At 62.2% G+C, this 24,270-nt stretch carries 25 protein-coding genes; 8 read left to right on the forward strand and 17 right to left on the reverse strand.

The genetic code is table 11. The annotated features are described in order from the left end of the window. Positions 1-849 (reverse strand): LOG family protein, encoded by an 849-nt coding sequence (locus RPE78_RS06480; RefSeq protein ID WP_339108684.1) that lies wholly within the window; start codon positions 847-849, stop codon positions 1-3. Between the two features lie 139 nt (positions 850-988). On the opposite strand from RPE78_RS06480, the gene dapD reads away from it, so the two are divergent. After that, positions 989-1,816, forward strand: coding sequence for a 2,3,4,5-tetrahydropyridine-2,6-dicarboxylate N-succinyltransferase (gene dapD / locus RPE78_RS06485; protein ID WP_406721551.1), 828 nt, complete (start codon positions 989-991; stop codon positions 1,814-1,816). 191 nt (positions 1,817-2,007) lie between these two features. On the opposite strand, the gene RPE78_RS06490 is transcribed toward dapD, so the two are convergent. From RPE78_RS06490 to RPE78_RS06505, 4 genes are all read right to left on the reverse strand, one after another. Further along, a complete protein-coding gene (locus RPE78_RS06490) occupies positions 2,008-2,568 on the reverse strand; it encodes a DUF4202 domain-containing protein (RefSeq protein WP_406721552.1) in 561 nt (186 codons plus the stop codon). Positions 2,569-2,604: 36 nt separating this feature from the next. Next, entirely contained in the window at positions 2,605-3,873 is a 1,269-nt protein-coding gene (locus RPE78_RS06495; protein WP_406721553.1) for a lytic murein transglycosylase, read from the reverse strand. Between the two features lie 175 nt (positions 3,874-4,048). Beyond that, positions 4,049-4,417: a hypothetical protein gene (locus RPE78_RS06500; protein WP_339108688.1), complete on the reverse strand. Its 369-nt coding sequence runs from the start codon at positions 4,415-4,417 to the stop codon at positions 4,049-4,051. Positions 4,418-4,527: 110 nt separating this feature from the next. Further along, positions 4,528-4,779 carry a GlsB/YeaQ/YmgE family stress response membrane protein gene (locus RPE78_RS06505; protein WP_339108689.1) on the reverse strand — a complete coding sequence of 84 codons (252 nt, stop codon included), beginning with the start codon at positions 4,777-4,779 and terminating at the stop codon, positions 4,528-4,530. A 183-nt stretch (positions 4,780-4,962) separates the two neighbouring features. Between RPE78_RS06505 and RPE78_RS06510 the strand changes: the two genes are divergently transcribed. Then, entirely contained in the window at positions 4,963-5,577 is a 615-nt protein-coding gene (locus RPE78_RS06510) for a hypothetical protein (RefSeq protein ID WP_406721554.1), read from the forward strand. 86 nt (positions 5,578-5,663) lie between these two features. Here RPE78_RS06510 and RPE78_RS06515 read toward each other — a convergent pair whose 3' ends face one another. From RPE78_RS06515 to ade, 4 genes are all read right to left on the reverse strand, one after another. Continuing rightward, on the reverse strand, positions 5,664-6,584 hold the full coding sequence (locus RPE78_RS06515; protein WP_406721555.1) for a DMT family transporter: 921 nt from the start codon (positions 6,582-6,584) through the stop codon (positions 5,664-5,666). Between the two features lie 77 nt (positions 6,585-6,661). Next, positions 6,662-6,949, reverse strand: coding sequence for an HU family DNA-binding protein (locus tag RPE78_RS06520; RefSeq protein ID WP_339108692.1), 288 nt, complete (start codon positions 6,947-6,949; stop codon positions 6,662-6,664). Positions 6,950-7,122: 173 nt separating this feature from the next. Beyond that, entirely contained in the window at positions 7,123-8,598 is a 1,476-nt protein-coding gene (locus RPE78_RS06525) for an AMP nucleosidase (RefSeq protein ID WP_406721556.1), read from the reverse strand. Further along, positions 8,595-10,388 (reverse strand): adenine deaminase, encoded by a 1,794-nt coding sequence (gene ade / locus RPE78_RS06530; protein ID WP_406721557.1) that lies wholly within the window; start codon positions 10,386-10,388, stop codon positions 8,595-8,597. Before ade ends, RPE78_RS06525 begins: the two co-directional genes overlap by 4 nt. Before the next feature lie 89 nt (positions 10,389-10,477). On the opposite strand from ade, the gene RPE78_RS06535 reads away from it, so the two are divergent. From RPE78_RS06535 to RPE78_RS06550, 4 genes are all read left to right on the forward strand, one after another. After that, positions 10,478-10,780 (forward strand): SelT/SelW/SelH family protein, encoded by a 303-nt coding sequence (locus RPE78_RS06535; protein WP_339108695.1) that lies wholly within the window; start codon positions 10,478-10,480, stop codon positions 10,778-10,780. Beyond that, the gene (locus tag RPE78_RS06540) at positions 10,777-11,664 is read left to right on the forward strand and encodes an SDR family oxidoreductase (RefSeq protein ID WP_406721558.1); all 888 of its coding nucleotides are present in this window, start codon (positions 10,777-10,779) and stop codon (positions 11,662-11,664) included. Before RPE78_RS06535 ends, RPE78_RS06540 begins: the two co-directional genes overlap by 4 nt. An 84-nt stretch (positions 11,665-11,748) precedes the next feature. Beyond that, a complete protein-coding gene (locus RPE78_RS06545; protein ID WP_406721559.1) occupies positions 11,749-12,420 on the forward strand; it encodes a phosphatase PAP2 family protein in 672 nt (223 codons plus the stop codon). Between the two features lie 81 nt (positions 12,421-12,501). Then, positions 12,502-13,101 carry an outer membrane beta-barrel protein gene (locus RPE78_RS06550; protein ID WP_339108698.1) on the forward strand — a complete coding sequence of 200 codons (600 nt, stop codon included), beginning with the start codon at positions 12,502-12,504 and terminating at the stop codon, positions 13,099-13,101. Positions 13,102-13,163: 62 nt separating this feature from the next. On the opposite strand, the gene RPE78_RS06555 is transcribed toward RPE78_RS06550, so the two are convergent. From RPE78_RS06555 to RPE78_RS06580, 6 genes are all read right to left on the reverse strand, one after another. Beyond that, on the reverse strand, positions 13,164-14,399 hold the full coding sequence (locus RPE78_RS06555) for an MFS transporter (protein WP_406721560.1): 1,236 nt from the start codon (positions 14,397-14,399) through the stop codon (positions 13,164-13,166). Positions 14,400-14,544: 145 nt separating this feature from the next. Beyond that, positions 14,545-15,726 carry a TIGR03862 family flavoprotein gene (locus tag RPE78_RS06560; RefSeq protein WP_406721561.1) on the reverse strand — a complete coding sequence of 394 codons (1,182 nt, stop codon included), beginning with the start codon at positions 15,724-15,726 and terminating at the stop codon, positions 14,545-14,547. Continuing rightward, positions 15,723-16,745, reverse strand: coding sequence for a DNA polymerase III subunit delta (gene holA / locus RPE78_RS06565; protein WP_406721562.1), 1,023 nt, complete (start codon positions 16,743-16,745; stop codon positions 15,723-15,725). The genes RPE78_RS06560 and holA overlap by 4 nt, the downstream gene beginning before the upstream one ends. Positions 16,746-16,802: 57 nt before the next feature. After that, positions 16,803-17,300 carry an LPS assembly lipoprotein LptE gene (gene lptE, locus RPE78_RS06570; protein WP_339108702.1) on the reverse strand — a complete coding sequence of 166 codons (498 nt, stop codon included), beginning with the start codon at positions 17,298-17,300 and terminating at the stop codon, positions 16,803-16,805. Then, entirely contained in the window at positions 17,287-19,842 is a 2,556-nt protein-coding gene (leuS, locus tag RPE78_RS06575; protein WP_406721563.1) for a leucine--tRNA ligase, read from the reverse strand. The genes lptE and leuS overlap by 14 nt, the downstream gene beginning before the upstream one ends. Positions 19,843-19,992: 150 nt before the next feature. Then, entirely contained in the window at positions 19,993-20,529 is a 537-nt protein-coding gene (locus RPE78_RS06580; RefSeq protein WP_406721564.1) for a DUF3576 domain-containing protein, read from the reverse strand. Between the two features lie 329 nt (positions 20,530-20,858). On the opposite strand from RPE78_RS06580, the gene RPE78_RS06585 reads away from it, so the two are divergent. Both RPE78_RS06585 and RPE78_RS06590 read left to right on the forward strand, forming a co-directional pair. Next, a complete protein-coding gene (locus tag RPE78_RS06585) occupies positions 20,859-21,875 on the forward strand; it encodes a porin (protein ID WP_406721565.1) in 1,017 nt (338 codons plus the stop codon). 121 nt (positions 21,876-21,996) lie between these two features. Next, positions 21,997-22,656, forward strand: coding sequence for a YggS family pyridoxal phosphate-dependent enzyme (locus tag RPE78_RS06590; RefSeq protein WP_339108706.1), 660 nt, complete (start codon positions 21,997-21,999; stop codon positions 22,654-22,656). Here RPE78_RS06590 and RPE78_RS06595 read toward each other — a convergent pair. Next, positions 22,653-23,183 carry a L,D-transpeptidase gene (locus RPE78_RS06595; RefSeq protein WP_406721566.1) on the reverse strand — a complete coding sequence of 177 codons (531 nt, stop codon included), beginning with the start codon at positions 23,181-23,183 and terminating at the stop codon, positions 22,653-22,655. The two genes, RPE78_RS06590 and RPE78_RS06595, sit on opposite strands and share 4 nt — an antisense overlap. Then, positions 23,183-24,256, reverse strand: a complete 1,074-nt coding sequence (ribA, locus tag RPE78_RS06600) for a GTP cyclohydrolase II (protein WP_406721567.1) — start codon at positions 24,254-24,256, stop codon at positions 23,183-23,185. Before ribA ends, RPE78_RS06595 begins: the two co-directional genes overlap by 1 nt. Positions 24,257-24,270: the final 14 nt, after the last annotated feature.

A 24,270-nucleotide genomic window follows, 5' to 3' on the forward strand; every position in this document is an offset into this window, starting at 1 on the left:
TCAGCATTCACACTCGGGGTGGAAAGCCTCCAGCACGGCCATCGCCTCTTCTGCCGTCTCGACAAAGCGCACCAGATCCAGATCCTCATGCGCGATGGTGCCTGCCTCGGCCAGCGCCTCCCAGTTGATGATCTTCTGCCAGAATTCACGGCCGAACAGGATGACCGGCACCCGTTTCATCCGTCGGGTCTGGATCAGGGTAAGGCTTTCGAACATCTCGTCCAATGTCCCGAAGCCCCCCGGAAAGACTACGATCGCCGCGGCCCGCATCAGGAAGTGCATCTTGCGGATGGCGAAATAGTGGAAGTTGAAGGACAGGGCAGGGGTGACATAGGCATTGGGGGCCTGTTCATGCGGCAACAGGATATTCAGCCCGATAGATTCCCCGCCCGCTTTATGCGCACCGCGATTGCCGGCCTCCATCACCCCCGGGCCGCCGCCCGTGCAGACCACCAGCTCGCGGCCATAGGCCTCAAGCGAACGGGCGGTGACCAGTTCGGCAAACCGTTCGGCCTCGGTGTAATATTTTGTCAGCTCGGCCAGTTGCGGTGTCTTGGCGGTGTCTTTCTTTTCGGGCGAGGGAATGCGTGCGCCGCCAAACATGACCACCGTCGATTCGATGCCACGTTCATCCATGATGAGCTGTGGCTTGAGCAGTTCAAGCTGCAGGCGCACGGGCCGCAGCTCTTCGCGCATCAGGAAGTCTTTATCGGTGAAGGCCAGCTTGTAGGCGGGCGAGCGGGTCTGCGGCGTGTCGGGAACACGCTCGGCAGAGCGGGCATCCTCGACACTGTCGCGCAGCGTCGAATTATGCGGCTCCTGAAAGGCGGGGTCGTGTTCGCTGGCCATGAAAACTCCTGTTTCTGAATTTCGGCGAACCTATGCGCTTTGTCGCGGTTCTGCCAGACTCCCATAAAACAGGTTTTGCATTGAGAAATTCCGAAAGCACTGGCATTACGGGTCTCAATCGAAATGCTTGGAGAAGACCATGTCGAATGCACAGCTTGAAGCGGCCATCGAAGCCGCCTGGGAAACCCGCGACACGATCACGCCCGCAACCACCGGCGAGACCCGCGAGGCGATCACCGATACCCTGAACGCATTGGATTCGGGCAAGCTGCGCGTGGCCGAAAAGCAGGCAGACGGCAACTGGCATGTGAACCAATGGGCGAAGAAAGCCGTGCTGCTGGGCTTCCGCCTGAAAGACATGGAAATCCACGAAGGCGGCCCGCAAGGCAGCGGCTGGTGGGATAAGGTCGACAGCAAGTTCAAAGGCTGGGGCGAGAACCAGTGGAAGGCCGCAGGTTTCCGCGCCGTGCCCAACTGCGTCGTGCGCAAATCGGCCTATATTGCCAAGGGCGTGGTGCTGATGCCGTCCTTCGTCAATCTGGGCGCTTTCGTGGATGAGGGCACGATGGTCGACACTTGGGCGACCGTCGGCTCCTGCGCACAAATCGGCAAGGGCGTGCACCTGTCGGGCGGCGTCGGCATCGGCGGCGTGCTGGAACCCATGCAGGCGGGTCCGACCATCATCGAGGACAACTGCTTCATCGGTGCGCGCTCCGAGGTTGTCGAGGGCGTGATCGTCCGCGAGGGCTCGGTGCTGGGCATGGGCGTCTATATCGGCCAGTCGACCAAGATCGTGGACCGTGAAACCGGCGAAGTGATGTATGGCGAAGTGCCGCCCTATTCGGTGGTCGTCTCGGGCTCCATGCCGTCGAAAAACGGCGTCAGCCTCTATTGCGCCGTGATCGTGAAACGTGTGGACGAAAAGACCCGTTCGAAAACCGGCGTGAACGAGTTGCTGCGCGACTGACTTCCGGTGCAGCCCCTCAGGGCTGCCATTCTGCCAGACAGCCCCCGAAGATCTCTTCGGGGGCTGTTTTCGTAAACAGCCGCACGTTTGCCACGCCCAGACAGGGGGCAGACCGGAAGCGGCTTTCCGCGAACGGCTCCGGCTCTGGCGACATCATCTGATAAAGTCAGGGCAAAATCCGGGGCATAGCCTCAGGCAAAGGCTGCCGCGAAGGCCTCGGGCATCTCGAATGTGGCAAGGGCTTTCTCGCGCGCCTCGGGCGACATTTTACGCGCGGTTTTCCGGACGATCTCCAGAAGCTGCTCCGTCTCTTGGGTCTGCGCGAACCCGCCCAGATAATGGCGGATGAAGGTAAAGCAGATGATATCTTCCAGCGCCTGCACTTCCGTGTCGCGCTTGATCCCTTCCTTGCGCAGCATCTTTTCGACCTGCGCGACATCCTCGGCCCCATAGCCCGCCTCTGCCATGATCGCCCCCACACGGGCGGCATGCCTGCGGCCCTGTTCGCGACGCCATTCCAGATAGCCTGCACGACCTTGTGGATAGGTGTCGCGCGGCAATGTCCAGCGTTCGATATGCTGGCCCCGCGCCGCGATTTTCAGGCGGTCCGAGGCATGGGGACACAGCGCCGCCTGCTCGGCGCTCATGCGCTGACCGTATAGCAGGGCGGCAGGCTGACCGTCCTCCAGATTGGGGTCTTGCGCATTTGCGGCATCAATGGCGGCGAAAGCGGTCTCTAGCTGGGTCGTCATGGCGGGGCTCCTAACTGGTCCCGCCATGAAAGCGCGTTAGCGCAGGGTCTGCAAGAGTTCCAATGTCGGATACCCGTCCGGTGCCAGACCCGCCGAACGCTGGTAGGCAACGATTGCCTCGGTGGTATTGGCCCCGATTTTGCCGTCGGTGCCCTGCGTGTCGAAACCGCGCGCGGTCAGGCGCTCTTGCAGTTCGATCTTCTGGGCCTCGCTCAGCGGTTTTCCGGTGCGCGGCCAATCCCGCACGAAGGGCCCCTTGCCCGCGATCCGGTCCGCCAGATGCGACACCCCCAGCGCGTAGCTATCGGCATTGTTGTAATGCAGGATCGCACGGAAATTGCCCGAAATCAGGAAGGCCGGTCCCTTGGCCCCTGCCGGCACGATGATCGAGGTGGCGCCCATATCGGGAAGCGCGCGGCCCTGCGCATCACGCACGCCAAGTGCCGCCCATTGCGCTGCCGTCTTGCGCGTTCCCTTGCCCGTCAGGCCATAGTTGAAACCTGCGGGCAGCACCACTTCGCGGCCCCATTCCTGCCCGCGCTGCCAGCCGGATTTCGCCAGATAGGACGCGGTCGAGGCCAAGGCGTCGGTCGGGTCGTTCGACCAGATGTCACGGCGGCCATCCCCCGTGAAATCAACCGCATAGCTGAGATAGGAGGTGGGGATGAACTGGGTATGGCCCATCGCCCCCGCCCAAGAGCCGGTCATGTGGTCGGCATCGATATCCCCCGCATCGATGATTTGCAGCGCCGCAATCAGCTGTTTGGCGAAAAACTCGCCACGGCGGCCATCATAGGCCAGCGTCGCCAGCGAGGACACCACAGCCATTTTGCCGCGATTGGCCCCGTAATTGGATTCCATCCCCCATACGGCCACGACGACCTCTTTGGGCACCCCGTAGCGCGCTTCGATCTTGTCAAGCGCGGCACGGTTTTGCGCCAGAACCGCACGGCCATTGGCAATGCGGGTATCGGAGACCGCGCTGTCGAGATAGTCCCAGATGGATTTGGTGAACTCGGACTGGTAGCGGTCGCGCTCGATCACTTTGGGGTTATATTTGATGCCACGGGTGGCGCGGTCCCATGTGCGTTCGGAAATCCCGCTCGACAGGGCACGGCTGCGGAAATTATTGACCCAAGCCTGAAAACGGGCCTGCGTGGCCGGATCGGTATCCGGCACCGGATCTGCCACCGGATCCGCCCCCCGCACCATCGGGCGCGGCGAGACATCGACCGGCCCCGCACAGGCCGACAGGCTGGTCAGAGCCATCAGAGAGATGAAAGTCACTTTAGCGGCACGAAACATGGGCGTCCCTTTTTCTGCTCGAACACGCGGCTTATATGCCGCCTTTGTGACCAGTGTAGCAGGACGCCGTTGGGTTGCAATCAAGCCGCTGTGAGCCCGCGTGAAAGAGCAGGACGGGCAGCAGCTTCTTGCCACCCGTTTCCCGTCAGTCGGGCGCAGGTCCGGTATGGGGCGCTTAGCTGTCTTTGAAGAACGGGGTCATCTGCGCAACGATAACCGAATTCTCGTCCAGAGCCCGCTGCATCAGGGCGCGCTCGTCCTCGCCCACCTCATGGCCCTGTTTCTCGCGCTCGGCCAAGGTGCCGTAGCTGTTCACATCCAGCGGGGCCAGCTCGGCCTGTTTGAGGATTGCCACGGTTTCGCGCACGGCTTCGGCCTCGTCGACCCCCGAGGCAAAGCACATCAGCGCCCCGCCTGTCGCCCCTTTGGGCAGGCCGTCATTGGCGCAGCGCCCGACCTCGACGACCAGCGTATAGACCTCCTGCGGGCGTTTGGGCTTTTTCGGGGGCTCGACAGATTTGTCGGATACGGGTTTGTCACTCATCGGGGCGCGCTCCTTTTTCTCTCGCTTAGAAAGCGTAGCCCGTCGCGTCAAACGAAAAAACCTGACCCAAGAGGGCCAGGCTTTTCCGAGACAATGAAGGCGGGGCGCGTTTAGGCGCGGCGGATCATGCGATAGCCGCCGATCAGCAGGCAGGCGCCGATCACACCAACGATCAGCTGACCGATCCAGCCGCCCATCGTGGTGCCGACAATGGCGAACAGGATGAAGTTCAGAACAACGGCACCAACGATGCCCAGAACGATATTCATCAGCAGGCCCATATTCGAATGCATCAGCTTCTCAGCGATCCATCCGGCGAGGCCACCCACGATAATTGCTGCAATCCAACCAAGTCCGGCCATGTTACTACTCCAAGCTAACTGCGTTTGAGCTAACAACACCCGCCAGCGGATTCGGTTCCCGCCCTGCTCGATATCTCTTGTTTTTGTCCTAACGTATTGGGCTGAAACTATAGAAAATTATTGATGAAAAGGCCTGGTTTTCCGATACTGGCCGCAGAACGACGATTTCAGCGGAACAAGCCTATGTTGTTGGTAAAGGAATTTCTGCAGGCGCAGGGATTTTCGGCCCCTGCCGAATATACCGAGGTCGAGACATCCGGCACGGATGCGACGCCGCCGGCAGAGACCTGTGCGCTGATCCTCGACAGGCAGAACCTTATCGTGGCCGCCCATCGGCACGGGGTCTTGTTGGGGGATGCCGGATTTGTCGAGATCTGTACGCAGGCTTGGGCCGATGTGCTTGAGGGTCCGGACGGGGCGACCGCGCGGAGCTGTGTCGATCTGGCGTTTCAGGGGCAGCGGAGCGGTTTCCAGACGGTCTGGCACGGGCCGGGATATGCCACCCATTGGGATGTCACCATGATGCCGCTGCAAGATCGTGACAACCGGATCCAGCATATCCTGATCTGTGCCAAGCGCACGGATATCAGCAGGCGGACCGAAACCGACCTGCGCGAGGAATTGCGGGACATCGCGCATACGCTGGCCAATCTGACATCGGTGACGCGGTCCGGTGCCAAGATCTTGCGCCGCGACGGTATGACGGACGATCTGCGCGGTGATGTGGCCGACGGGCTGGCCGAGTCTGCCGCCAAGGCCGATGCCGCGCTGGAACGGTTGCGCGCCATCCTGAAATAAGCCCGCCGGTTCTGTTCTACGGGGGCGGAAAGCGGACGCCCGCGCCTGCCAGCCCCTCTGGCGCGACCGCCCGCAGGGCCAAGCCCCTAGTGGCCAGAGGGGGCGGGCTCTTGGGCGGTGCTGGGGGTCAGCTTCAGTTGCGAGGGGCTGCGTTTGGAATATTGCACGGCGATAATGCCCAGCGTGATCACGGCCACACCGATGAAATCGCCCAAGCCCAGAGGTTCGTGCAGGATGATCGCGGCGAGTGCGACGCCGAAGAAGGGGTTCAGGAAGTGGAATGTGGCGGCCTTGATCGGGCCCAGACGCTCGACCAGAAGGAACCAGACCCACGTCGCCAGAACACCGGGCACCAAGGCGGTATACAGAAAGGCGATCACCAGTTTCGGTGTGTAGATGATATCATGCGGCTCGAAGAAGGCCGAAAGCAGGCTGAGCGGAATGGCTCCGACAAACATCTGCAAGCCGACGGTCATCAGCACATTGCCCCCCGAGGTCGCGCCGCGCACGGCCAAGGTCGCCACAGCCAGCGCCATTGCGCCCGCAAAGCACAATGCCACCCCCATCGGGCTGATCCCGCCCGAAAGACGCGCGCCCATAATGATGGCGACTCCCATAATGCCAAGCACCAGACCGGCAAGACCGAGCGGCTTCATCCGGTCACGCAATACGATCCAGCTCAGTCCGGCCACGATCAGCGGCATGGTTGAGGCGATGATCGAGGCAACCGAGGCCCCCACCCATTGCATGGCGATGAAATTGAGCCCCAGATAGATCGCGTTCTGGCACAGGCCGAAGATGATCACGCCGCGCCATTGGGCGGCACTGAGCCGCAGGCTCTGGCCTAAAGCGGCGGCAAGTCCGCATCCGACAAGACCCGACAGCAGGAACCGCGCGGCCAGCGCCGCCATTGGCGGGGCCTCGGTGACAATGATCCGGGCGGACGTGAAGGCCGAAGACCACATCAGGGCAAAGGCCAGCCCCATGAAAATTGCACGGAAATCCATGATTGTCCTATCCGATACGAAAAGAGGGCCGCGCGAAGTAACGGCGACCCTCTCCAAGATGTCGTTTGTCGGCGAAATTAGCCGTTGACCGAGTCTTTCAGCGCTTTTGCGATGGTGACTTTCACCTGACGGTCTGCCGGTTTGGTCATGGTTTCGCCGGTGGCGGGGTTGCGGACCTGACGCTCGGGGCGATCTTTGCACATGAATTTGCCAAGACCCGGAAGCGTCACAGCGCCGCCTTCAGCCACTTCTTTGGTCACGATTTCGCTGATCGCATCCAGAGCTGCCGATGCAGTCTTCTTATCCGAACCCATGGTTTCGGCCAGAGCGGTCACCAGTTGGGTTTTGGTCATCGGTTTCGACATCAAATATTCCTCTTTGTCGCCCCGCTTTTGCGGGATCAATTATCAGGCGCGAAAATCGCTCGTGGGCCTTGTAACACACGGTTTTTCGCGCGCCTGCAAGGGTTTTTCATATGTCACGCGCGAAAAATCGCGCGCGATACATGAATTCTGCATGATTGGCAGGCGAGACCCATTTAGAGGAAGGCGGTTTCTTCAAAGCTTCGCAATTTGCGACTGTGGATGCGATCCAGCGGCATGGCCGAGATCAGTTCCATCGCGCGCACCCCGATCTGTAGATGGTTGGCCACTTGCGTGCGGTAGAATTCGGTGGCCATGCCGGGCAGCTTCAGCTCGCCATGCAGCGGCTTGTCCGACACGCAGAGAAGCGTGCCATAGGGCACACGGAAGCGGAACCCGTTGGCGGCAATCGTGGCGCTTTCCATATCCAGTGCGACAGCGCGGGACTGGCTGAGCCTTTGCACGGGGCCGGTCTGGTCGCGGAGTTCCCAGTTGCGGTTGTCGATACTGGCCACGGTGCCTGTGCGCATGATGCGCTTGAGCTCGTAGCCCTCAAGCCGGGTGACCTCGGCCACGGCATCCTGCAATGCCACCTGAATCTCGGCCAAGGGCGGGATCGGCACCCAGATCGGCAGGTCATCATCCAGCACATGGTCTTCGCGCAGGTAAGCATGGGCCAGCACGAAATCCCCCAGCTTCTGCGAATTGCGCAGCCCCGCGCAATGGCCCACCATCAGCCAGGCATGCGGACGCAGCACGGCAATATGGTCGGTCGCGGTTTTGGCATTCGACGGGCCGACCCCGATATTGACCAGCGTGATCCCCTGACCATCGGGTTTCTTCATATGGTAGGTGGGCATCTGCGGCAGTTTCGCCAGCCCCGGAATATCGCCCTGAGGGTCGGTGATCTCGAAATTGCCGGGCGCCACGAAGCTGGTATAACCCGAAGACGGATCAGCCAGTTTCTCGCGGGCCATCTTCTCGAATTCATCCACATAGAACTGGTAGTTGGTAAACAGCACATGGTTCTGGAAATGCTCGGCCGAGGTCGCGGTGTAATGCGACAGCCGCGCCAGCGAATAATCCACCCGCTGGGCGGTGAAGGGCGCCAGAGGTTTGGTGCCATCGGGGCCTACAGTGAAGGTGCCATTGACGATATCATCGTTCATATTCGCCAGATCGGGCACATCGAAGACATCGCGCAGCGAGAAATCAAGCGCGCCTTCCTGTGGGATCGTCACATCGGGGCGTGAGGCCACGGCGAAATGCACCGGCATCGCGGTGTTCGAAGGCCCCACCTGCACCTTGATGCCGTGATTGCGGATCATCAGGTCCAGCTGCTGGGTCAGATAGTTGCGGAACAGATCGGGGCGGGTGATCGTGGTGGCAAAGACCCCCGGCACCGGCACATGGCCAAAGCTCAGCCGGCTGTCATGTTTGAGATGCGAGGCCACGGTGACCCGAACTTCCGGATAGAAGGCGCGATACCGCGTGGCGGCCTGACCGCTTTCCATCGTGGCGTTGAACTTCTCCAGCAGGAAGCTGGTCGCCTCTTCGTAAAGCGCGATCACGCGGGCCACGGCGGCCTTCGCATCATCAAAGAATTCCGGCTCGGCGGTTGCTGGCATCTGGATTTCGAGGCGCTCACTCATTCAAAAAGCTCCGTCAGTTCGAATTTCGTCACATCCACAAGGCCAAGGTCCGAGATCCGGATTTCGGGGATCACCACAAGGGCTAGCAGGCTGTGCTGCATATAGGCGTTGTTCAGGGTGCAGCCGCAGGCGGCCATCGCCGCGACCATCGCATCGGCGCGTCCCGCCACGGTGGCCGCCGGATCATCCGACATCAGCCCCGCAATCGGCAGCGGCACCGAGGCCAGTTCCTCGCCATCCTTCCAGACGGAAATCCCGCCGCCCATCTCGCCCAGACGATTGGCGCATTTGGCCATCATCTCGCGGTCGGTGCCGACAATGATCATATGGTGGCTGTCATGGGCCACGGTGGACCCCATCGCCATCCGCCCTGTATAGCCGAAGCCCGAGACAAAGCCGTTGGTGACCTGACCCGTGGCGCGATGGCGTTCGACCAGCGCGATCTGGGCGACCTCGCCCTGAGCCTCCACGCGGCCCTCGGTGACGGGCAGGGTGGCGGTCAGCGCGCGGGTAGGCGCCTGGTTTTCCACAACCCCGATCACGCGGGCGGTGACCTCATTGGCGCCTTCGGGCGCTTTGATGATGAAATCCTCAGGCCCAAGCCGTTTGCCCAGCTTCACCGTCTGCCGAGCAGCAGGCGGCCAGTCGTAATGCGGACACTCGACCATCAGCGTGCCATTCATCGCGACCGTTTTCCCGCGGGCGATGACATGTTCCACCGGCAGGGTCTTGAGATCCGAGGACAGGATAATATCCGCCCGACGGCCCGGCGTGATCGAGCCCAGCTCGCGCTCCAGTCCGAAATGGGTGGCGGTATTGATCGTGCACATCTGCAGCGCCACCAGCGGATCGGCCCCGCACTCGACCGCGTGACGATAGACGCGGTTCATATGGCCTTCGTTGACCAGAGTGCCGGAGTGGCAGTCATCGGTACACAGGATGAAATTGCGCGGGTCCAGACCCTTTTCGGTAATGGCGGTAATCTGGCTTTCCACATCATACCAAGCGCTCCCGAGCCGCACCATCGCGCGCATCCCCTGCCGCATACGGGCAATCGCATCGGCCTCGCAGGTGCCCTCGTGGTCATCCGCCGGACCGCCCGCCACATAGGCGCGGAAGGGTGCCCCCAGATCGGGCGAGGCATAATGCCCGCCCACCGTCCTGCCCGCGTCTTGGGTCGCGGCGATCTCGGCCAGCATCTTGGGGTCGGCATTCACCACTCCGGGGAAGTTCATCATCTCGCCCAAGCCGATGATACCGGGCCATGTCATCGCCTCGGCCACATCCTCGGGCGAAATCTCGAAGCCCGTCGTCTCCAGCCCCGGAGCAGAAGGCGCGCAGGACGGCATCTGGGTGAAGATATTCACCGGCTGAAGGGCAGCCTCGTCATGCATCATCCGCACACCCTGAAGCCCCAGCACATTGGCGATCTCATGCGGGTCGGTGAACATGGTCGTGGTGCCATGGGGGATGACGGCTGCGGCAAATTCGGCAGGCGTCAGCATGCCGCTTTCGATATGCATATGCGCATCACATAGGCCGGGAAGCATGAAGCGCCCCTTGGCTTCGATCACCTCTGTCTCGGGGCCGATAGAGGCCGACAGATCGGGCGCTACGGCCGCAATGCGGCCATCGGCAATCGCGATATCATGGCCGTCCAGCACCTCGCGGGTGTGGACATTGACCCATTTGCCCTGACGGATCACCAGATCGGCGGGCGCGCGCCCTGCGGCCACGGCAATCAGGCGCGTGGCGGCTTCGGGCCATGTTTTCAGTGTGTTCATATCCATGTCCCACTGTGTCTTGGGTTTTTCCACAACGCAAGATGGTGCGAACATCATGCGTTGTTTTGACGTTTTGTCCGCGCTACATCTTCCGTATGACACAGATGCGAAAACCCAAGATCTCGATCACCTATTGCACCGGCTGCAACTGGCTTTTGCGCGCCGGATGGATGGCGCAGGAACTGTTGCAGACCTTCACCGAAGATCTGGCCGAGGTCTCGCTGATCCCCGGCTATGGCGGGGTCTATGAAATCCGGCTGGATGGCGATCTGATCTGGGAACGCAAGCGCGATGGCGGCTTCCCCGAACCCAAAGAGATCAAGCGCCGCATCCGCGATGTGATCGAACCCGACCGCGATCTGGGCCATATCGACAAACATAGCGAGGCAAAGCCATGAAGACCCTTCTTTCCATCGGGCATGGCTATTCGGCCCGCGCGATTGCGCCTGCACTGATCGAGAATGGCTGGACGGTCTATGGCACCGTCCGCACGGAAGAAAGTGCCGCTTTGGCCGAGGCGCAGGGGGTCAAGCCGATCCTCTGGACCGCGCCTGATGATCCGTCGGTGCTGCCGCTGGATGAGGCCACGCATATCCTGTCATCCGTGGCGCCCGAGCGTGGCGAGGACCAGATGGACCCAGTGCTGGCCTGCGCCGCGATGGAGATTGCCCATGCGCCGCAACTGGAATGGATGGGCTATCTGTCCACCATCGGCGTCTATGGCGACCGTGAGGGCGGCTGGGTGGATGAATATTCCGAGCGCACGCCCTCTACCGCGCGGGGGCGCGCCCGCCTTCAGGCCGAAGAGATGTGGACGCGTCTGGGCCAGATCGCGGATATTCCGGTCAATCTGTTCCGGCTGGCGGGCATCTATGGCCCCGGTCGGGGGCCCTTTGAAAAGGTGCGCCAAGGCAAGGCCCGCATCATCAACAAGCCGGGGCAGGTGTTTTCGCGCATCCATGTCGAGGATATCGCGCAGGTGGTCCATGCCGCGATCCTGCGCCGCGATCTGGCGGGGGCGTGGAATGTCTGCGACGATTGCCCCATCGATCCGGGCGAGGTGCTGGCCTATGCTGCCGAGTTGCTGAACCTGCCCAAACCACCCGTGGTCGATTTCGATAGCGCCGAGATGTCGCCGATGGCGCGCAGCTTCTATTCGGAATCGCGCCGCGTGAAGAACGACCGCATCAAGGATGAGCTGGGCGTCACGCTGAAATATCCCGATTATCGCACCGGATTGCAGGCTCTGCTAGATCAGGGGCTGGATCAGGACGCGCGCTAGACGGCCTTTTCCGACAGGCTGTCATCTGGTTGTAAGGTTCGTTTCCGAAAACTCTCCACAACGTTTTATGTTGTGGAGTGGTCCATGATCAACCAGCCTTTGCGCAGCTTTTCCCTGTCTTCGGGCCGCCGCCTGCGTGCAAAGCGGGTGCCGCTTCTGGTGATGGGGATTCTGGCGCTGGTGATCGCGCTTAGCCCACCCAGCCCGCGCCGCTATGGCGACCACCTGCAAATCGCGCTGCCGGTTCTGGCGCTGGGCTGCGAGATCGCCAATGGTAATGGCCTCGAATATCTGGGCCGCTATGCGGTGCTGTTTGCCGGAATTCACGGCACCAAACGCACGCTTGGGGATATTCCGCTGAACACGCGGCCCAATGGCAAGCCTTATGGCTTCCCCTCGGGCCATACCGCGACGGCCACATTCGGGGCTGCAAGCCTTGTGAACAGCTGCCTGCTTTCCAGCCCTGTGGCAAAGGGGGCGGTGATTCTGGCGGCGGCATTCACCGGTGCCAGCCGTATCCAGTCGCATAATCATGACATCTGGCAGGTTCTGGCGGGCGCGATCTGGGGGATCGCCTGCAATGGCCTGTTCCGGCGCGAAAGCTTCATGCGGCGGCTGCTGAGACGGGGCGCGAAAGCGGCGGGTCGTGCAGCCCGTCGCGGGATGCGTCCGGTTCTTGCCGCAGGAGCGGGGCTTCCGGCGCAGGTTTTCGCGCTGCGTCGGGCCAAGCCATTGCGTGCCAGAAAGGGAGTATGAGCGATGCGGGTCCGTGCAAGGGGCGTTGCCTGCGGAATTGTCGCCTGCGGGTGCGCGGGGCTTGCGCTGGCTGAACCCGTATTGGCAGAAACGGACGTCTCGGTCTATCTGGGCGGCCAGTCCGCTCCGCATTCGGGGGTCAGGATCCGCGATCATCTCGACCTTGGTGACCGCGACTTTACAGCCGGTTGGGACGGGAACTCCTGGACGGCCCCCTATTACTGGGGGGCGCGTATCACCCGCTGGCAGGATGCCCGTTTTGGCTGGGGCGCGGAGTTTACGCATACCAAGGTCTATGCCGATCGCGCCACATTGGCCAAGGCCGGTATGTCGCATTTCGAGTTTTCGGACGGGCTGAATATCGCCACGGTCAATGTGATGTATCGCTGGCCCGGTGTGCTGCGGCCAGAGGTGACGCCCTATGTGCTGGGAGGGGTCGGGGTGTCCATCCCGCATGTTGAGACGGTGACGGCCAATGACCGCACCTGGGGGTATCAGCTGGGCGGTCCTGCGGTCCGGCTGGGCGCGGGCGTCAGCTATGCTTTTACCGAACGCTGGTCGGCCTTTGGCGAATACCAGTTTACATGGTCGCGCAATGATGTGGATTTCAAGCAGGGCGGCAGCCTGACGACGGATCTTGTCACCAATGCGGTGAATATCGGGGTAAGCTATGCGTTCTGACGCGACAAGCGGTGCCTGAAGGAAAAAGCCCAGCAGATGCGGGGCTTTCGTTGCGTGCTGGCTCAGGCGGTTTGCAGGTCCAGCGGGCGTTCTCTCACGGGCAGATGGATGATGGCCGAGAGCAGCCCGACCCCTACGCCCACCCACCAGACCGCGGTGTAATTGCCGTAGATGTCGTAAAACCGCCCGCCCAGCCAGACGCCCAGAAACGCCCCAAGCTGATGGCTGAAAAACACCACCCCGTAGAGCGTGCCCATATAGCGCAGCCCGTAAATCTGGGCCACCAGCCCCGAGGTCAGCGGCACCGTGGCCAGCCACAACGCGCCCATCACCAGCGAGAAGACCAGCACAGAGGCAGGGGTGATCGGTAACAGGATGAAGGCCCCTGCCGCAATCGTCCGGCCCAGATAAACCGTGGCCAGCAGGTATTTCTTGGACCAGCGATGGCCGGCCCAGCCCGCAAAGACGGTGCCTGCGATATTGGCCATGCCGATGACGGCAATCGAGACCGCCCCAAGCGCCGAGGTTGTCTCGATGCCGAGCCCTGCCAGAAGCGAGCCGGCTGCGATGGCGCCGCACATTTCGGTAATCATGGCGGGGAAATGTGCCGTGATGAAGCCAAGCTGGTAGCCGCAGGAGAAGAAGCCGATAAAAATCAGCGAATAGCTCGGGTCGCGGAACGCGCGGCCCAGCACCTGCCCCATGCTTTCGCTCGGACCGTTCGGGGCGCTGGCCTCGGGGGCGCGCAGCATGGGCAGCAGGGAGAGGGTGGCAAGGATCATCAGGGCGAAGATTATGAAGACGCTCTGCCAGCTCATGAAGGCCAGCAGGATCTCGGCCAGAGGGGCACCGAAGACTTGCCCCGCCGACCCTGCGGCCGTGGCGATGCCAAGCGCCAGAGACCGGTTCTTGTCGGAGCTGGCCCGCCCGACGATGGCGAGGATGACGCCAAAGCCTGTGCCCGCAATGCCGAACCCGACGAGGGTTTCAAGAAACTGGTGTTGCAGAGCCGTTGTCGCGAAGGAGGAAAAGACCAGCCCTGCGGCGTAAAGGAAGGCCCCCAGAATGATTGCCCGACGGTCGCCGAAACGTTCGGCGATGGCCCCGAAAATGGGTTGGCCGATCCCCCAGAACAGGTTCTGGATGGCGATGGCGAGCGAGAACTCGGCGCGGGGCCAGCTGAACTCTTCGGCGATCGGGATCTGGAAGACCCCGAAACTTGCGCGGATGGCGAAGCTGATCATCAGGATAATGGCGGATCCGATCAGGATCGGGGTGAAAAGGCGTTGGTTTTGCATGGGGGCTCCCTGTCTTGCGGCCACAGTCGGGGGAATGCTCTGGCGCGTCAAGCGGGGGCTTGTGATGGATACAATCGCGGCAGGGGCGCTGCCCCTCTGGCCCTTGCGGGCCATTCACCCCGGGATATTTCAGGCAGCTGGAAGGTCAGGCAGCTGGAAGGGTTGAGAGCCTTCGGGCGGCGGCGCGGCCTGCGGCATATCCGGTGGCGAAGCAGGCGGTCAGGAGGTAGCCGCCTGTCGGGGCCTCCCAGTCGAGCATTTCCCCTGCGGCGAAGGTGTTGGGGATGGCTGTGAGTTCGAGGCTGTCTGTCAGGGCTTTGGCGGCGATGCCGCCTGCCGTGGAGATGGCTTCGGTGATCGGGAAGGGGGCGCCCAAGGGGGTGGGGAGATGTTTCAGGCGTCGGGCCAGGTGGATTGGGTCGGAGGGCAGCGGGCGGGCCCATTCGTTCAAAAGCGCCAGCTTGGTCGGGTCGAGTCTGGTGATTTTGCGCAGGTGGTTGGAGAGGCTTGCCTTGCCGCGGGGTTTGGCGAGTTTCTGTGCAAGTGCGTCGAGTGGCGTGTCGGGCAGCAGGTCCAGTGCCAGCGGGGCGCCATTGCGTAATTCGGCCGAGAGTTCATAGATGCCGCCGCCTTCCAGCCCTCGGGCAGAGAGAACGCATTCTGCTTTCAGGCTGCGGGTCGGGGTAATGAGCGCGATGGATTTCAGCGGGTTGCCGAAATGGGGCTGCATATGGGGCGACCAGTCGATGTGGAAGCCCATATTGGCGGGTTGGAAGGGGGTGAGGAGGACGCCTTTTGCCTTGAGCGCCTCCGCCCAGCCGCCTGTCGAGCCGAGTTTGGGCCATGAGGCACCGCCCAAGGCGAGGACGCAGACCTTGGGGGTCAGTCTTTGCGGGCCGTCGGGGGTGTTGAAAAGGACGGCGGTGCCGTCCCAGCCCGTCCAGTGCCAGCGCTGGTGTCTTGTGACGCCGAGGCTGTCGAGGCGGGCGAGCCAAGCGCGCAGGAAAGGCGAGGCCTTCATGCCGGTGGGGAAGACGCGTCCGCTGGAGCCTGTGAAGATGTCGATGCCGAGGTCGCGTGCGAAGGCCTGCATCTGCGCGGCGCCGAAGGATGTGACATAGGGGCGGATCCATGCCTCGGGGTAATGGGCGGCAAGGGCCTCGGGTGGTTCGTCTTTGGTGAGATTCAGCCCCGATTTGCCCGCCATCAGGAATTTGCGGGCGGGCGTGGGCATGGCATCTGCCAAGGTCACGGCATGGCCTGCGCGGGCGATCTGTTCGGCGGCCATCAGCCCCGCAGGGCCTGCGCCAATGACCAGCGCCGTCATCGTCTGGCCATCATCGACAGCCGCAGGAAGGCACGCTCGATCAGGGCCATTTGTGGTGCGCGCGAGGCGGACCGCAGGGTGAGGTCGGTCTCGATCAGGATCTGGAGCGCCTCTTCCAGACGGAACATGCCCCAGCTTTGCGCCTGTCTTTGCATCCGGTCGCGGCGTGGGCCGAAGATGGGCGGGCGCATCTTGGCGATGCCTGCTCCGGGGCCGCCCGGGTCGGAGGCCGCAGCATGGAGGGCGCGGAAGTGGCGCAGCGCCTGAATGGCAAGTGCGACGGGCTGGATACCCTGACCGGTCAGGCGGGTCATCATGGGCCCCAGCTCATTGGCGCGGCCTTCGGCAACGATGTTCAGCAGGTCATCGGTGCCTGCCTCGATGGTGGCGGGCGCACAGGCGTGGATATCGGCGGGGGTGACGGGGGCGCTTTCGCCATACATATAAAGCGCAAGCTTATCAACCGTTTGCCGGAAGTCACCCGGATCAAGGGCGCGGGCGAGGTTATGCAGGTCTGTCGTGGCCTCGGGCGTCATCTGGGCAATGCCCGCGCGTTTGAGGATATCCTCGATTTCCTCGCGCGAGGGCGGGTCGTCATAGATGCCGATGGCATAGGCGTTCTGGTGCGTCTCGAAGACCTTGCGCAGCTTGGATTTGGCGGTCAGCGACCCTGCGGTGACCACAATCTGTGCGTCCCCCGCATGCCAGTCCTTGACCGCCGCTGCGATGGCATCGGTCAGACCGTCGGTTGCCTGTTCCACGAAAACCGCCCGAGGGCCGGGGAAGAAGCCCACGGCTTTGACGGCATCGGCCAGCAAGGCACTGTCGCGGCGCAGCTCGGAGGCTTCGATGCGGGTCAGCCGCATCTCTTCTTCGGCGGTGGGCCCCAGAAGCGCCTTCAACATCTCTTGCCGGCGCAAGGCCACCCGCATCGCATCCGCCCCGAAGATCAGCAGCCCCATACGGTCTGGATCGGGCTTGGCAAAATAGCGTGTGGCAGCGGCGCCGGTCAGTTTCATGCCAGAGTCTTTCTTGGGCCGGTCTTGCTTGCAAAGGCCGGAACGGCCCGCATGGGGTTATTCGGGAAGCGATCCGGCCTGCGCCAGAAGCCGTGTCACGGTCTGGTCTGCCAGAATACGCATCAGGCGTTTATGGGCGTCGCGCTCGGCGGTCTGGGTAGCAACAATGGTGCCGGTTGCCGACCAGCTGGTGAAGGAGCTGACACGCCCCGTCAACAGGACCGCATCATTGGCCATATCATACAGCCGGTAGGTGGCCGTTCCGTTGAGCGAATAGCGGTTGGTCACATCGTCCTGGCTAATGGCCTGTCCCATGACGCCGGTGGTGATCGTGTAGGACAGGCGGTAGCGCGGAGTTTGCGCCGGACCCAGACGTTCGGACAGGCGGCGGCGATAGGCGAAGTCGTCCTGGCTTTGGGGGGCATCGACCTGCAAGGCCGACAGGAGTTTCGCGCCACCGCCCTGCGGGCCATAGGCGGGAGTGAAGCCGCAAGCGGCCAAAGCGGGGGCGGCAAGCGCCCCCAGCAGGAAGGTTCGGCGGTTAGATGACCACATTGACGATACGCCCCGGAACAACGATCAGTTTCTTGGGCTGACCACCGGCCAGCGCCTTTTGCACATGCTCGTCTGCCAGAACCAGTTTTTCAACCTCGTCCTTGGGCATATCCTTCGGCACGCTCAGTTCCGAGCGGCGCTTGCCGTTGATCTGGATCGGCAGGGTGACGTTGTCATCCACCACCAGCGCCGGATCGGCCTTGGGCCAAGCGGCCTTCACGACAAAACCCTCACCGCCCATCAACGCCCAGATATCCTCGGCCAAATGGGGCACCATCGGCGACATCAGCTGCGCGGTCAGCTTCATCGCTTCGCGGCGGGCCGCATTCGAGGCCTGCGTTTTCGACAGGGTGTTCGCCTGTTCGTAAAGCTTCGCGATAGCCTTGTTGAAGGCGAAGCCCTCGATGGATTTGGTGATCTCGTCGATGGCCTTATGGGTCGCGCGCATCAGGTCTTCATCGGCCTTCGCGTCACCATCGGCCCCTTCCGCGATGTCATTGGCAATGCGCCAGACACGGGCAAGGAACTTGCTGGCGGCTTCCGCTCCGGCCGCCGTCCATTCGACATCACGCTCGGGCGGGCTGTCGGACATAACAAACCAGCGTGCGGTATCGGCACCGAAATCGCGGATGATATTCATCGGGTCCACGACGTTATTCTTCGATTTCGACATCTTGGCCGAGGGCACCACGGTGACCTTCTCACCCGTTTCCTTCACATAGGTGCCGTCTTCGCGCTCTTCGACCTGCTCGGGGTAATGATAGACGGGGCGACCGTCTGCTCCGGTGGTCTTGAAGATCGCATGGGTCACCATGCCTTGGGTGAACAGCGCATTGAAGGGCTCACGCGCCGAATCGGGCAGATGGCCGGTCTCGTTCATCGCACGGGCGAAGAAGCGCGAGTAGAGCAGGTGGAGAATCGCATGCTCGATGCCGCCGATATACTGGTCGACGTTCATCCAGTATTTCGTCTCATCGGTGGTGGGCGTATCGGCCCGCGCACAGGTGAAGCGCGAGTAATACCACGAGCTGTCCACAAAGGTGTCCATCGTGTCGGTTTCACGCTTGGCCGCTGCCCCACATTTCGGGCAGGCGCAATCGCGCCACGTCGGGTGACGGTCCAGCGGGTTGCCCGGAACGTCGAAAGTGACGTCATCGGGTAGGCGGACGGGCAGATTGGCCTTCGATTCGGGGACCACGCCGCAGGTCGGGCAGTGGACGACCGGAATCGGGCAGCCCCAATAGCGCTGGCGCGACAGGCCCCAGTCGCGCAGGCGGAATTTGGTCACGCCTTTGCCAAAGCCCTTGTCTTCGGCGACCTTGATCGCCGTAGCTACGCCTTCTTCGCCGGTTTGCAGGTCATTGCCCGCGAATCCACGGATATAGCGGACCTTCTCGGTTTTCGCCGGAACGAAGGCCTCGGTCAGCGCCGCCTCTTCCGCGCCTTCGGCGGTGAAGACAGGGGTGATCGGCAGCGAATATTTGGTGGCGAATTCGAAATCGCGCTCGTCATGGGCGGGGCAGCCGAAGATCGCGCCGGTGCCGTAATCCATCAGGATGAAGTTGGCGACCCAGACCGGCAGTTCCCAGTTCGGGTCCAGCGGGTGTTTCACGCGGATGCCGGTGTCGCGGCCCAGCTTCTCGGCGGTCTCGATGGCTTCTTCGGTGGTGCCGCCCTTGCGGCAGTCCGCGAGGAAAGCGGCAAACTCGGGGTTGCCCTTCTCCAGCTCTTTCGCCAGCGGGTGATCGGGCGAGATCCCCACAAAGCCCGCGCCCATCAGCGTATCGGGACGGGTGGTATAGCAGTCGATGGTCTCAAAGCCCGCAGGCGCGTTCAGCGTTTCAAAGCCGAATTCCAGCCCCTGCGACTTGCCGATCCAGTTGGCCTGCATCAGGCGCACCTTCTCGGGCCAATGGTCCAGCCCCTCGAGGCTATCCAGAAGATCGCCCGCCATATCGGAGATCTTGAAGAACCATTGCGTCAGTTCCTTACGCTCGACATCCGCGCCCGAGCGCCAGCCCTTGCCGTCGATCACCTGTTCGTTGGCCAGAACGGTCATATCGACCGGATCCCAGTTCACGACGGCATTCTTGCGATAGACCAGACCCTTATCCAGCATGTCAAGGAACATCGCCTGCTGCTGGCCGTAATATTCCGGATCGCAGGTCGCGAATTCGCGCGTCCAGTCAAGCGAGAAGCCCAGCGGGCGCAGCTGGCCCTTCATCGTCTCGATATTGGCATAGGTCCAGTCTTTCGGGTGACCGCCCGAGGCCATCGCGGCATTCTCGGCGGGCATCCCGAAGGCATCCCAGCCCATCGGGTGCAGCACGGCCAGACCGCAGCTCATTTTGTAACGGGCAACCACATCCCCCATGGTGTAGTTGCGCACATGGCCCATATGGATGCGCCCCGACGGATAGGGGAACATCTCGAGCACATAGTATTTCTCTTTATCGGCATCGGGCTTGGCGGTGAAAACACCGGCCTCCGCCCATGCGTCTTGCCATTTCTGTTCGGTCTGGCTCGGTGCGTATTGCGCCATGTCTCGCCCCTTGAGCTGCGAATTACTGTATTTACGTGCTTGCTACACTGTCCACAGGGCCAAGGTCCAGACAGCTTGGGGATAAAGCATGGCCCCTATGCAAAACGCCCGGCACTTGGCCGGGCGTTTCGGAACCTCTGTCGGGGCCGCTTACAGCTTCGAATCGGCCACGCGCAGCTGGCGGGCGCGGGTCAGGATCGCATCCTCGACCGCCTGCACGGTTTCCGCCGATACCGTCCCGCCACGCGATTCGAGCGCGACTTTCAACGAGCGCGCATCCAGTGCCGGGTCCGTGACATGGATCGTGGCACGATAGGCACGGCCACCGCCGGGCGGGGTGCCATAGCCGGTGACGATCACGCCGGTGAACGGGTCGACCGACTGGATCGGCAGGAAATCGAGCACATCAAGGCTGGCCTGCCAGATATATTTGTTCACCTCGACCGTCACATTCGGGTCGTCATTGTTTTTGAACAGATCGAACAGCGTCGAACGCGGGCCACGATCCGCCGGATTCGTGCGGGTCGCGCCTTCGACATCATCGCTCATATGCGATTCTTTCGAAACATCGCGATATCCGCCCTCGGGCGCATTTTTCTGATTCCACGTGAAATTATGGCCGCATGCAGCCAGAGACAGAATAAGGCCGCCAACTGCCGTCATGCGGATGGTCTTTTGGATCGTCATCAAAACGCTGCCCCCTGATCGCCTGCCACACACACTTCATACACGCGCGCAGGATCTAGTGTCGTCTATTGGTTTTGTCCTTATCTTATGGCCCAAGAGGGGACAAGGCATTTCCCTTTAAACATTCGTCATCACACTGCCGGAAAAGGGCGCATTGGCGGGGCCGCGCCGTGTGGCGGGGTGTGGCAAGAGTGCACCACGCAAATATGCCTGTGCTCACGAGGCTTTGCTTTTCGTTGCATTGCGCGGCGCAGAGGGTGAAAAGACTGCCATACCCAATTCGGATTTCCCTGAGTTGGGGCTGACCTTAGAGACAATGAGGGAAAACGATGAAAAAGGTTCTCTTCGCGACGACCGCTCTGGTCCTGTCCGCAGGCGTCGCAGCAGCAGAAGTTTCGCTTTCGGGCGACGGCCGTATGGGTGTCAAGTCGGTTGACGACGCGATCAACTTCTCGAGCCGTGCACGTGTGAAATTCACCCTGTCGGGTGAGTCGGACTCGGGTATCGCATTCGGCGGTTCGTTCCGTGTTGACCAAGAAGACGAAAACGGCGCTTCGGCATCCAAAGGCGGCGCGGGCACCGTGTTCGTTTCGGGTTCGTTCGGCCGTGTTGAAATGGGCGACGCAGTTGGCGCACCCGAAGCACTGTGGGGCGACTTCTACGAAGTTGGCTACACCGATCTGGGCGACGAAGAAGGCCGTCTCGGCAACGACATCGCGTACCTGACCGGCGACAGCAACCTCGGTATCGCAGGCAACGAAAACCCCGTTCTGCTGTACACCTACTCGACCGGCCCGATCTCGCTGGCAGCATCGTTCTCGGATGGCAAAGAAGGCTACACCGATCAGAACGATCACCAAGAGATGGCTGTTGCAGCTGCCTACACCTGGCAGAACTACACCTTCGGTATCGGCTACGAATATGCTGACAGCAACGATGCTGGCAACTTCGTCACCGGCCTGTACAACTACGACGCAGCAACCAACGTTGTTTCGGCAGACACCGCAAACAAAATGGACCAGGTTGAGCTGGCATTTGTTGGCGCGTTCAACGACCTGAACGTGAAAGCAGTCTACGGCAAAGGCGGCAAAGACAACCCGGTTGACAACTACTTCGCAATCGGCGCCGACTACACCATGGACGCATGGACCTTCGGTGGCTACGTCCAATACGCTGAGCTGGACGACAACACCTACTTCGCAGACGGTTCGGACGACGTGACCTGGTACGGTCTGGGCGCAGAATACGATCTGGGCGGCGGTCTGTCGGTCAAAGGCGGTATCGCTGACTCGAACCTGGACGACACCGATGTCATGTACGACCTCGGCATGAAGTTCTCGTTCTAATCCCTAACCGGATTGAACGGAAAGAGCGGGCCTTGTGCCCGCTCTTTTGCATTTGTGCTTTGCCTTTTTGTCTGTCGCGTGGTGTCTTGCGCCCGACGAGGTTTAGGCAAAGGACAGGATCATGGGGCTGGAAGACATTATCGAGCGCATCGCGAGCGCCGAGAAACGTGCGGGGCGTGCGCTGGGGTCGGTGCAGCTGATCGCGGTCTCCAAGGTCCAGCCTGCCGAACGTGTCGAGGCCGTTCTGGCGCAGGGCCACAGGCTGTTCGGGGAAAACTACGTGCAGGAAGCGCAAGGCAAATGGCCAAGCTGGCGCGAGACCTATCCCGATGTGCGGGTGGAAATGATCGGGCCGCTACAATCGAACAAGGCCAAGCTGGCGGTCGAGCTGTTCGAGGCGATCCATTCGGTCGACCGGATGTCGCTGGCCAAGAAGCTGGCCCATCTGGCGCAGGAGCGCGGTGAAACACCCGATCTTTTCGTGCAGGTGAATACGGGCCGCGAGCCGCAGAAGGCCGGTATCCTGCCCGAGGATCTGGATGCCTTCGTGAAAGAGCTGATTGCGATGGACCTGCCGGTGCAGGGGCTGATGTGCATCCCTCCCGAGGGCGCCCCCGCCCGCCCGCATTTCGATGCGCTGGCCGAGATGGCAGGCCGCAACGGGCTTTGGGGGCTGTCGATGGGGATGTCGTCGGATTTCGAGGACGCGATTGCGGCGGGGGCGACCCATGTGCGTGTGGGATCGGCCATTTTCGGCGCGCGCGATTACGCCAAAGCCTAGGCCTTGTCGCGCGGCTTGGCCGTGTGCCGATGCGGGTAACAGGCAAGGGGCGGGATCACGAGGGTCTCGCCCTGTTCCACATTCTGCGCCAGCCAGATCAGGTGATCGCGGCGAAAGGCCAGACAGCCCGCCGTCGGAAAGCCCGCGCGGCGGCGTTGATGCAGGAAAATGGCGGAGCCTTTGCCGTCTTTTGCCTGCGGGTAATTCCAGCTTGTCAGCAGGATGATATCGTAAAGCGGGTCGGCGCGACGCAGTATCTCGTGGCTGGCAGGGAAGGGGGCGCGGACCTGCTGGTTATAGGCGGGATGGCCGGAGGCATCGCACCACAGATCGCGCGGCCCGATGGGTATGGCCCAGGCCGCAGGCGCGGCGATCCGGTCGGCGCGGTAGCGCATGCCGACAATCCGGAGCGTCCCGACCGGCGTGGCCCCGTCGCCCTCGTGCTTGTCCTCCGACAGCCCGCCACGACCGATTTCCACCGGCAGAACCCGCCCGCGCATCCACAGCCCCCGCGGCGTGAGGCGCATCACAGGATATGCCCCGATTTTGCCGCTTTGGTTGCCAGATAATTGGCGTTGAAGCGGCTCATCCCGACTTTCAGCGGCACCCGCTCCACCACATCTATGCCGTGACTTTGCAACATGGCGACCTTCTTGGGATTGTTCGTCAGCAGCCGCGTCTGGGAAAAGCCCAGCCGTTTCAGCAGCGCCGCCCCGATACGGAAATCGCGCTCGTCATCCTCAAAGCCCAGCCGGTGATTGGCCTCCACCGTGTCAAATCCCTGATCCTGTAGCGAATAGGCGCGCATCTTGTTGGCCAGCCCGATGCCGCGCCCCTCTTGGTTGAGGTAGAGCAGGACACCGGCCCCTGCCTCGCCCATCTGGCGCAAGGCGGCATCAAGCTGCGGGCCGCAATCGCATTTCAGGGACCCCAGCACGTCGCCGGTAAAACAGGCCGAATGCAGCCGCGCCAGAACGGGCTTCATCCTGTCGGGCGCGCCGATCTCGATGGCATAATGCTCTTCGGCACCATTATCGGGGCGGAACACATGCACGCGCCCCGCTTCGGAGGCCCGCAACGGCACCCGTGCGGCAGAGACAGGCGCAAAACGGGCCTCGTTCGCCATGCCTTCCATCGCTTCGGTGACGGTCAGGCGGGTCAGGCCCTCGGGCGCGTCAGCCACCTGAACCAGAAGCGCGGCAGGCAGAAGCTGGGCCGATTTCACCAAGCGGATCGCGGCTCGCGCAACCGAGGCGTCGTCCTCGCGCTGGGTTCTGAAAGGCCCCTTCATCGGGGTTGCAAGGTCGTCCGCGGGGTCCGCGATGGCCTGTAGCCAGCGCAGATCGGCGCTTTCGGGGACCATGATACGGGCCAGATCCCCGTCATAGACGCGGGCCTTCAGCGTTTCGGCCCGCCATGAGGTGATGGCAAGGGTCAGCGGCCCCAGCGCACGCATCGCCGCAAGGCGCGCCGGATCGAGGCTTTCCACCGAGGCGGCCAGCGTCGTTTCATCAAGCACGACCGGCAGCCCCATGCGCAAATCGGCGCGGGCGCGATTGAGTCGTTCGGCAGGCGAGGGGCAAAGAGAACCGGTCATCATGCGAAACTGATAGC

This window comes from Thioclava litoralis, assembly GCF_045278885.1.
GTDB lineage: Bacteria > Pseudomonadota > Alphaproteobacteria > Rhodobacterales > Rhodobacteraceae > Thioclava > Thioclava litoralis.

What these genes read in the sequence shown, in the direction of transcription:
- RPE78_RS06495 (WP_406721553.1), bottom strand. Translation starts at nt 3,873, where the DNA reads ATGTTTCGTGCCGCTAAAGTGACTTTCATCTCTCTGATGGCTCTGACC.
- RPE78_RS06545 (WP_406721559.1), top strand. Translation starts at nt 11,749, where the DNA reads ATGATCAACCAGCCTTTGCGCAGCTTTTCCCTGTCTTCGGGCCGCCGC.
- RPE78_RS06560 (WP_406721561.1), bottom strand. Translation starts at nt 15,726, where the DNA reads ATGACGGCGCTGGTCATTGGCGCAGGCCCTGCGGGGCTGATGGCCGCC.
- ade (WP_406721557.1), bottom strand. Translation starts at nt 10,388, where the DNA reads ATGGATATGAACACACTGAAAACATGGCCCGAAGCCGCCACGCGCCTG.
- RPE78_RS06590 (WP_339108706.1), top strand. Translation starts at nt 21,997, where the DNA reads ATGGGGCTGGAAGACATTATCGAGCGCATCGCGAGCGCCGAGAAACGT.
- RPE78_RS06510 (WP_406721554.1), top strand. Translation starts at nt 4,963, where the DNA reads ATGTTGTTGGTAAAGGAATTTCTGCAGGCGCAGGGATTTTCGGCCCCT.
- RPE78_RS06515 (WP_406721555.1), bottom strand. Translation starts at nt 6,584, where the DNA reads ATGGATTTCCGTGCAATTTTCATGGGGCTGGCCTTTGCCCTGATGTGG.
- RPE78_RS06555 (WP_406721560.1), bottom strand. Translation starts at nt 14,399, where the DNA reads ATGCAAAACCAACGCCTTTTCACCCCGATCCTGATCGGATCCGCCATT.
- lptE (WP_339108702.1), bottom strand. Translation starts at nt 17,300, where the DNA reads ATGTGGTCATCTAACCGCCGAACCTTCCTGCTGGGGGCGCTTGCCGCC.
- dapD (WP_406721551.1), top strand. Translation starts at nt 989, where the DNA reads ATGTCGAATGCACAGCTTGAAGCGGCCATCGAAGCCGCCTGGGAAACC.
- ribA (WP_406721567.1), bottom strand. Translation starts at nt 24,256, where the DNA reads ATGATGACCGGTTCTCTTTGCCCCTCGCCTGCCGAACGACTCAATCGC.
- RPE78_RS06580 (WP_406721564.1), bottom strand. Translation starts at nt 20,529, where the DNA reads ATGACGATCCAAAAGACCATCCGCATGACGGCAGTTGGCGGCCTTATT.
- RPE78_RS06585 (WP_406721565.1), top strand. Translation starts at nt 20,859, where the DNA reads ATGAAAAAGGTTCTCTTCGCGACGACCGCTCTGGTCCTGTCCGCAGGC.
- leuS (WP_406721563.1), bottom strand. Translation starts at nt 19,842, where the DNA reads ATGGCGCAATACGCACCGAGCCAGACCGAACAGAAATGGCAAGACGCA.
- RPE78_RS06535 (WP_339108695.1), top strand. Translation starts at nt 10,478, where the DNA reads ATGACACAGATGCGAAAACCCAAGATCTCGATCACCTATTGCACCGGC.
- RPE78_RS06520 (WP_339108692.1), bottom strand. Translation starts at nt 6,949, where the DNA reads ATGTCGAAACCGATGACCAAAACCCAACTGGTGACCGCTCTGGCCGAA.
- RPE78_RS06490 (WP_406721552.1), bottom strand. Translation starts at nt 2,568, where the DNA reads ATGACGACCCAGCTAGAGACCGCTTTCGCCGCCATTGATGCCGCAAAT.
- holA (WP_406721562.1), bottom strand. Translation starts at nt 16,745, where the DNA reads ATGAAACTGACCGGCGCCGCTGCCACACGCTATTTTGCCAAGCCCGAT.
- RPE78_RS06505 (WP_339108689.1), bottom strand. Translation starts at nt 4,779, where the DNA reads ATGGCCGGACTTGGTTGGATTGCAGCAATTATCGTGGGTGGCCTCGCC.
- RPE78_RS06480 (WP_339108684.1), bottom strand. Translation starts at nt 849, where the DNA reads ATGGCCAGCGAACACGACCCCGCCTTTCAGGAGCCGCATAATTCGACG.
- RPE78_RS06525 (WP_406721556.1), bottom strand. Translation starts at nt 8,598, where the DNA reads ATGAGTGAGCGCCTCGAAATCCAGATGCCAGCAACCGCCGAGCCGGAA.
- RPE78_RS06500 (WP_339108688.1), bottom strand. Translation starts at nt 4,417, where the DNA reads ATGAGTGACAAACCCGTATCCGACAAATCTGTCGAGCCCCCGAAAAAG.
- RPE78_RS06540 (WP_406721558.1), top strand. Translation starts at nt 10,777, where the DNA reads ATGAAGACCCTTCTTTCCATCGGGCATGGCTATTCGGCCCGCGCGATT.
- RPE78_RS06595 (WP_406721566.1), bottom strand. Translation starts at nt 23,183, where the DNA reads ATGCGCCTCACGCCGCGGGGGCTGTGGATGCGCGGGCGGGTTCTGCCG.